Source organism: Stieleria sedimenti (assembly GCF_025060895.1).
Taxonomy (GTDB): domain Bacteria; phylum Planctomycetota; class Planctomycetia; order Pirellulales; family Pirellulaceae; genus Stieleria; species Stieleria sedimenti.
In genome coordinates this window covers 1-8094 of record NZ_JANZKV010000219.1, presented here as the reverse complement: position 1 = coordinate 8094, position 8094 = coordinate 1, and the positions used below count along the sequence as shown (strand labels likewise).

Annotated in this window: 4 protein-coding genes; 1 reads left to right on the top strand and 3 read right to left on the bottom strand. The window is 61.8% G+C overall.

All coding sequences use genetic code 11. The annotated features are described in order from the left end of the window. Positions 1 to 140 precede the first annotated feature (140 nt). The 3 genes from NZK35_RS26445 to xylB are packed head-to-tail and all read right to left on the bottom strand — an operon-like array spanning position 141 to position 6381. Complete coding sequence (locus NZK35_RS26445; protein ID WP_259635526.1) at positions 141 to 4079, bottom strand: serine/threonine protein kinase; 3939 nt, start codon at positions 4077 to 4079, stop codon at positions 141 to 143. Next, a complete protein-coding gene (locus NZK35_RS26440; RefSeq protein WP_259635525.1) occupies positions 4070 to 4855 on the bottom strand; it encodes an enoyl-CoA hydratase/isomerase family protein in 786 nt (261 codons plus the stop codon). The genes NZK35_RS26445 and NZK35_RS26440 overlap by 10 nt, the downstream gene beginning before the upstream one ends. Before the next feature lie 2 nt (positions 4856 to 4857). Continuing rightward, complete coding sequence (gene xylB, locus NZK35_RS26435) at positions 4858 to 6381, bottom strand: xylulokinase (protein WP_259635524.1); 1524 nt, start codon at positions 6379 to 6381, stop codon at positions 4858 to 4860. 178 nt (positions 6382 to 6559) lie between these two features. Here xylB and NZK35_RS26430 point away from each other — a divergent pair, with 178 nt between their 5' ends. After that, positions 6560 to 8023, top strand: a complete 1464-nt coding sequence (locus NZK35_RS26430; RefSeq protein WP_259635523.1) for a hypothetical protein — start codon at positions 6560 to 6562, stop codon at positions 8021 to 8023. The last annotated feature ends 71 nt before the right edge of the window (positions 8024 to 8094 follow it).

Genomic DNA, 8094 nt, shown 5'->3' with positions numbered 1-8094 from the left:
CCCTCTCTGGCGTTTGCTTGCTGCGCAAACGCCGTCTCTCCCCGAGGGAGAGAAACTAAATGGGTTGCCAAAAGCTGCAGCAAACGAATCGACGTCCAGAGGGAGGGTGACTTCAGCTGCGTCGAGACCCACGAAGTGCATCACTCGATCCGCGTCACTTTTATTTCATCCAACAGGACACTTCCAAATCCCGGGTCGGCGATTTCGATGCGGATTTCTAGCGGATCGATCGACGTGTCTGCGCGCGGAATCGAAAACTCGCCGGCCCGTCGCGTCCATGTGTCTCGTTCGCCCGCCAATTCCAAACGAACCAGTTCGGCTCCAGCGTGACGCACCACAAGTTGAGACGTTTGACGGTCTGCGTCGTTTGATTGCACCAGGGCCGCGACACGATATTTCCGTCCCATTGTTGCGGGAATGGTTTGGGACAACGCCCAACTGCCGGTGGACCGCTCACGCTCGGCGCGGCGAATCGCCAAACACGCATTGTTCGATGATGCATCATCGGCCACGACGGCCAAGGGAGGGCTGCCGCCGAGCATCGGTTCGTCGGAGTCGCCGGACGGGCTGGCGGATTCAAGTCGCCAATAGGTTTCCAGGGGCAACTCGAAATCGCCGCCGAGCAGCGGCAACGATAGCGGCGGCCGACCGCTTGCCGAGTCGACGATTTGGTTGACCGAGGCGATTGGCATCGCCGCGATTTGGTCCACAAATCCTTTGAGCGCCTTGATTTGATCAAGCGACGCCTGTTTCTCGCGCTCGTCGGACGCCCGGGCACGCAATAGCAAGCGTCTTGCCTCGGCACGCGACAGATCCATGAACTGGGAAACGTCGCAAGCCGGGTCGAGGGTTCGGGCGGACCCGATCGCCGCGAGCGCCTCGTCGAGCGATCCCCGTCGCAGTGCCTGTTTGGCCAATCCGAACCAGGCGGTCGAACGGTGTCGCTGGGAAACGGCGGCGTCGATGGCCGAACGGTACCACGTGTCGGATTGCTCAAGACGCCCGCTGTGACTCGATTCCTGAGCGTCGATTTGTTCGGCGACTCGTGCGGCACCGATCAGCGAAACGGCGTCGTCCGGTGACAGACGAATCGCGTTTTCAAAATGTCGCTTTGCCGCTTCCCATGCCTGGTCATGCAGCGCGCACCAACCGGCGATCTGGTGGGCGCGTGAGTTGTCACGATCTAACTCGATCGCTTTGGCCGACCAGATCCGCGCGGGCTCTCGATTACCGCGCGAGTACTCCAGCGATGCGATCAGGGACGCGCGGCGACTGGCGGCGCGATCCGGGCCGGTCAGGTTGGTGATGCGGTCGGAACCCTGGTAAGCGAATTCAATCGCTTGGGCGCGTCCGCGGAGATCATCCAGTCGCACCAACGGACCATCCAGCGTGTCTTGCAGGTCCAGTCCGGTTTCGACGGCTCGGAAAAACGCTTCGATCGCCGTGTCGGTCTGCCCGAGTTCGACGGCCGTCGCGCCGACGTGCCAGTCAACCCAATGCGCGTCCGGCGCGAGTCGCTTGGCCTGGCTGGCGTCGCGAAAGCTGGTCCGTAGAAGTTCTTTGGAGCGGCGCCGGTGGTTGGGGTTGGAGTTCGGATGATCACGCATCAAGACGGCTTGGCGGAGCGCGACGGTGGAGCGATCGGCGACAACGAAGGCGGCACCCGGGCGGATCGCCATGCAGCGTCCGTATTCGCCGCGTGCCAGTTCATAGTACTCCAGCGCCGTTTCAAAATCGTCGTTCGACTCGGCCCGCTGTGCCTTCAAGTAGTACGCCTGGGCAATGGTTAGGTGAACCCGGCTATCGTCCGGTGCCCTGTCGCTCACGCGGCGCAGCGACTCCAACGCGACGTCGATCGCGCGGTCGGCGGGATCATCGTCGGTCGGCTCCATGAACGTGTCGCCGTAGTTTTTGAACCACGAGCGGTAGTTGGCATCGACGCTCGCGATCAAGCTGAAAATGGCCAACGAGAGACCATCGGCTGGATTTCGGGGCGGCCCCAGTTCGGCCGGCTCCACACGTTTGCCGCCGTTGAGCCGGAACGAGGCGATGCTGCCCAACCAACGTGCCGCTTCGCAGCCGCGAAACGTTTCGATCCGTTTGCTCAGTTCCAGCGCCGCCCGCGCTTCCCGTTTGCCGATACTCGACGACAGATAGCTGCGGATCATCTTCAACGTACTCGGCGATCCGCCATCGGGATCGCTACCCATCGCGACAACCATTTTGGTGACGTACAACGCGTTGAGAGTGGTCAGGACACGATAGACCTTCCAACGGAGTCGATCCCGTTGCAGTGCGGACAGATCATCATCCGGCATGTCGTCCCACCAGGTATCGCTTTCCCAAAACCCTAGTTCATCCAAGGACGCTTGCAGCAAGACCGCCGCTTCGGTGGAACGCGACAGGTGCTTCAGATCTTCGCCTTCGCGTTCCAACGCATGAAACTGACCCAGACGCCGCAGCCGATCACGCCGCATGATCAAGGATTCGCGTTGCCCGACCAGCGAGTCCTGGTTTTCCATTCGATCGATGGCGACACCGATCAGTGCGGCGGCGTCGGCATAACGGCTTTCCGCCAGCGCCGCTTCGCTGCGTTGGATCGCGGCGCCGGACGCCGCCACCGCCTCCAACCGCCGCGTCTCTTCTTGAAAGCGGATCTCGCGTTCTTTTTCGGTTTCAATGCGTGCCGTTTCCATCGCGCGGCGATTCATCTCGCCCCGCACCATCAAACCGGCGATCGTGCCGAAAAACGTCAGCAGCAAACCGACCGCCAGTGCCGCGGTCCAGGCGCGATGATTGCGTGCCCAACGCAACGTCCGTTCGATCGGCGGATCGGTGAACACGCTGATCGGTTGATCGGTCAGATACTTTTGTACGTCTTCGGCGAGATCGCCGGCGGAGGCGTAGCGATCGAACATCCGCGTGGCCATCGCTTTCATGATGATGGCTTGAAGGGGCCCGGGGATCTCGTGCCGAACCTTGATCGGCGGATCAAATCGGCCTTCGATGATTCGATTGAACGTCGACTGCAGATCCGCTTCGCCGGCGTGCGGCGCCTGGCCGGTCAGGATGAAATACAGTGTCGCTCCCAAGCAATAAATGTCCGCGGCCGGTCCGATCTGGTCGATCTTCCCGGCCGCCTGCTCCGGACTCATGTACCGGGGCGTGCCGAGCGTGGTGCCCTGGCAGGTTTCATCGACGGAGGAATCATTTTGGTTGGCCAGAGACAGCGTCGCATCGATCTGCTGGTCGATCTCTTTTTCGGTGCCCGGTGAATCGCTGGGGCGCACCGAGGGGTCCAACCATTTGGCGAGCCCCCAATCGACGACCAGTGTTCGCCCATAGGTCCCCAACATGATGTTGGCGGGTTTCAAATCGCGATGGACGACTTGTCGCGAGTGGGCGTAGTCGATCGTCTGGCACACATCGACAAAGTGATCGAGGATTTTGCGTAGCGATGCGGTGTCGTACCAGCGTGGCGATCGATCTTGGGAGGCCAGCGCCGGTGGTGTCAGCGGTCGACGCAGCTGTTCTTCGACGACCTGTTGCAGTGTTCGCCCGCGGATGAATTGCATCGCGTAAAACGGTCGCCGGTCGGCTTGCTGACCGAGGGCGTAAATCGGGACGACGCCGGGGTGTTCCAAAAAGCCCGTGATTTCAGCTTCGCGTCGAAACCGTGCGGCGGCATTAAAATTTCCGGACCACTCCGGACGCATTTGTTTCAGCGCCACTTCGCGACCGAGCTGCCGGTCCCAGGCCACCCAGACTTCGCCCAAACCGCCGACGGCGTGCTTGCTTCGCAGTTCAAACCGGTCCGCGGAATCGTTCGAGGTGTTGCCGGTTTCAGCGCTGCCGTCTTCGGCCAAGTCTTCCGGCAGGTCCGCCGATCGATCGCCGCCGAACAGCCCCGAAGCGAGAAAGCTGGCGTCGTCGGCGGACTCCAGTGCGGCCAGTAGCGAATCGACCCGCTTTCGCAGCGATTGATCCGCTCCGCAAGCCGCGGCCAGATAGACTTCCCGTTCGACCGGGTTGTCCAGGCTGATCGCGTGGCTGGCAATTTCGTCGACGCTCAGGGCCACTGGGGAATCCGTTTTTCGACGAACGCTCGAATGCCCTCGGCCGCCGATTCGGTGTTGCACACCGTCGCCCCGGTCGCGGCACCGTTGGTCAAATTGGTCAGCAAGGTCTCCCCGATACTTTCATTGAGCATCCGCTTGGTCGCCTGCAACGATTCCCGAGGCGCCGCGCCGCAGCGTTTGGCCCAGGCGGTCGCCGCGATCCAGATTTGGCTGGCCGGGATGACTTCGCAGCACATTCCCAATCGATACGCTTCGGCGGCATCGATCGGCGCGCCGGTCAACAGCATCCGTGCGGCGATGGCCGCGCCGAAACGGAAGGACAGCAGCGGTGCGGTCAATCCGCCGATCAGTCCCCGTTCGGCCGCATTGGCCGTCAGTTCCGCACGGTCGGACATCACGATCATGTCCGCGGCCAGGGCGATGGCCAGCCCGGCGCCGATCGCTTGGCCATCGACCGCGGCGATCACGGGTTTGGGGAAACGCAAGATCGTCTCGCACAATTCGGTCAGCTCGCGCCAGAGTTCAAACCATTTGACCTGGGCGTCGATCGGTTCCAGTTCGGCGACTTTGGCGAACGCTTTGAGATCGACGCCGCTGCAAAAATGGTCGCCTTTGCCGGTGATCAGCACCGCGCCGACGCGGCGTTCCTGGTGCACATCCGACAGCGCCAGACTGAGGTCGGCGATCAATGCCGAATCGAGTGCATTGCACACGTCCGGCCGCTTGAGTGCCAGCGTGGCGACGTGGTCGGTGATGGTCAGTTCGACGTGTTGCATGATTACTGTTGAAGTCCGGCCAGCGTCTGCATCGAGTCCTTCAGGTCGTTGTAAAGTTTTCGGTAGACGGGGAACAAGTCATTGTAGGCCTTGACGGATTTTCGATCGGCGGGCGTTTGCTCGGCGACTTCGATGGTCGCTTTGCACGCCAATTGAATGTTCTTGTAGGCCCCGTCGCCGACGGCGGCCAACAGCGCGACGCCATAGGCCGGTCCCTGTTCCACTTTCAGTGTCGTGATTTTTTTGCCGAACACGTCGGCTTGCATTTGCCGCCAGAACGGGTTTTTGCTGCCGCCACCGGAGGCCCGGATTTCACGGACGGGGACATCCAACGAGGTGATGATTTCCAGGCTGTCCCGCAGCGCAAACGTGATGCCTTCCATCACGCTGCGGGTCATCGAACCTCGGGTGTGCGTTAAATTCAATCCGACGAACGCGCCACGCGCATGTGGGTCGGCGTGCGGCGTGCGTTCCCCGTTCAAGTAGGGCAGGAACAACAACCCGTTGCTGCCGGCGGGGCAGGCTTGCGCTTCGGCGGTCGCGGCCTGATAAACGTCGCTGCCGCCCATCCCGGCCAGCCCTTGCAGCACCGATTCGACCCACCACTGCAGCGATCCGCCGCTGGTCAAGTTGACGCCCATCATGTGCCAGGCGCCGTCGACGGCATGGCAAAAGGTGTGCAGGCGTCCGGCCGCGTCGTATTGTGGCTCGTCGCTGTGGACAAACATCACGCCGCTGGTTCCGATCGACGTGCTGAGCACACCTTTCTTAACGACACCGTTGCCGACCGCGCCGGCGGCACAGTCGCCCGCGCCACCGACCACCTTGCAATCGGTGGTCAGCCCCAGCGTCTTGGCGGCCGCCTTGGTCAACGTCCCGGTCACTTCATGGCTCTCCACCACCCGGGGCAACAGATCGGCATCGAGCCCGAGTTTGGAAAGCAGCGGGGCGGACCATTTTCGATGGACGACGTCCAAGAACAGCGTGCCGCTGGCATCACTGACTTCGGTCACGTAGTCCCCGATCAAACGTCGCCGGATCTCGTCCTTGGGCAACAGGACTTTGGCCAAGGCATCAAAGTGTCGTTTCTCGTTGTTCCGCAGCCACAACACCTTGGGCGCTTGGAAACCCGTCAGGGCGGGATTGGCGACCAGTTTGATCAAGCGTTTGCGTCCACCGGCGGCGGAAGTGATTTCGTCACACTCGGCCGCCGTTCGCTGGTCATTCCACAGCAGCGCCGGGCGGATGACGTTGTCGTCGCGGTCCAAAAAGACGCTGCCGTGCATCTGGCCGCTCAACCCGATCGCTTTGACGTCGGCCGGTTTGCAACCGGAGGACCGCATCACCGCCCGCACCGTTTTGACCGTTGCTTTCCACCAGTCCTCCGGGTCCTGTTGCGTCCAACCCGGCCTCGGTTGCTCCATCGGATACGTCGCATCGGCTTCCGCAATGACTTTTCCGCTCTCGTCGATCAAGAGCGTCTTGGTGCCGCTGGTGCCGATGTCGATTCCCAAATAATGACTCATGATGCGCCTACTAGAAATGAAACTTTCCTGCCGAACCCGATCCCGGGGTGCTGCGTATGTTATCGCGCCGCCGGCAAACTGTAATTTCCATCGTCTACTGACGGGAATGGTTTTGTCAAAATGTCTCGCACGCACGCCCGATTACCGAGAAATGCCGCTTCCCTCGCGGCCAGCCGCCATGTCTCGTGACTTCCGCTCCCGTCAAATCGATCGCCGCACGGCGGTCTCGATGCTCGCAGCCTCGATGCTGGCCGGTTGCGGTGACTCCGGCATCCGATCCACCGACACGGGGGCTGACAGCGCAACCTCATCGGCCCAGCAGGCTCGCTCGGATGTGCCGCTTCGCATCCTGATCGCGGGCAGTTTGCTCGCCGACAGCCAGCTCGAAGAAGGCCAATCCGCCGACGGCCCATCGGTTGCCGAGTCGATCCGGGTGGCCTGGTCGATGACGCAAGACCAGCCGCTCAAAATCGAGGTGTTCGACGGCTCTGTGTTTGCCGGCCCCGTGTCCGACGAACCGGCTGCGTCTGCTTCGCCCGACGCGGCAACGGGGAAAAGTCGGGCGACCGATTTCGCGACTCAGATGCTGCTTGCCGACGTCGCGATCGCGCCGCAAAGCTATCTCGGCGAGATCAGGGCGCAGGACGCGGCGGTCCGATTCAGTGATGAGCTGCTGAAGGATTATCAGACCCGGTATGGAAAACCGTTCCCCGCCGTGATCAACGGATTGGGGGATTACGGCGGAAACACCTGGGGCATCGCCGTCGGCGCCAAAGTACTGGCCCTGTTGGCGCTCGATTCGGACGTTCAATGTGATTCCTGGGCCGCCTACCACGATTGGGTTGAGCAGCTCGACGGGAAGGCCGCCGAACCGCTGGCCCCCGGCTGGGCCGGATCCTCGTTTCTCAATCGTTGCGCGTCCTCGTTCACGCGTCGCTGGTTGTTCAACCGCACGACGATGAAGCCTGAGATCGACTCCGAAGACTACGTTGCCGCGCTGGAACAACTTGCCGCGACCGCAAAACAATACCCCGCCACCGCGATGACGCCCGGCCAGATCTGGCACGCCATCCGTCGCGGTGAACTGGCCGGCGGCATCGGCTATGAAGTCCCCGATGCCGTCAACGCCGCGGAGTCCGATCAGCGAACTGCAGACGGTCGCGAAGAATTCGAAGTCAGTGTGTTTGACTGTCCGCGAGAAACAGAAACCGATCAGTTGTGGCTGGGGCCGCAAACGCCGCTCGCTTGTCTCAGCAGCGGGTGCCGTCAGACCAGCGCTTCGAAACAATTCATCGGTTGGCTCTCCGGCGGTGAACGGATCTCGACGGTGCGGCAGCAAATCGGACTGTTCTCGCAAACGCGAACCACTCCGGGAAACGACTCGTCGCCTTCGGGTAGCCCGTATATGCGTTGGCTCGCCGAGCGGTTGCAGACGCTGCAAGTCACGCGTGGACTGATTCTGCCCGGCGCCGATCGCTATTACGCCGTGCTGGATCGGCAAGTCCTGCGCTGTTTGGCCGGAGAACAAAGCGCTGCCGAGGCGCTCGCCGATGCCGCCACGCAATGGGATGCGATCACCGACGAACTCGGCCGAGAACAACAATCCGTCGCCTGGAAACGGACGCTCGGCTTCGGCGGGTAGGTTAGCGTTTAGCTGTCAGCTGTTCGATTTGAGATTTGAGATTTGCTGACCCTAACGTTTTCTATGTTTGT

Excerpts from the sequence above, each read along its gene's own strand:
- NZK35_RS26440 (WP_259635525.1), bottom strand. The coding sequence starts at position 4,855 with ATGCAACACGTCGAACTGACCATCACCGACCACGTCGCCACGCTGGCA.
- NZK35_RS26430 (WP_259635523.1), top strand. The coding sequence starts at position 6,560 with ATGTCTCGTGACTTCCGCTCCCGTCAAATCGATCGCCGCACGGCGGTC.
- xylB (WP_259635524.1), bottom strand. The coding sequence starts at position 6,381 with ATGAGTCATTATTTGGGAATCGACATCGGCACCAGCGGCACCAAGACG.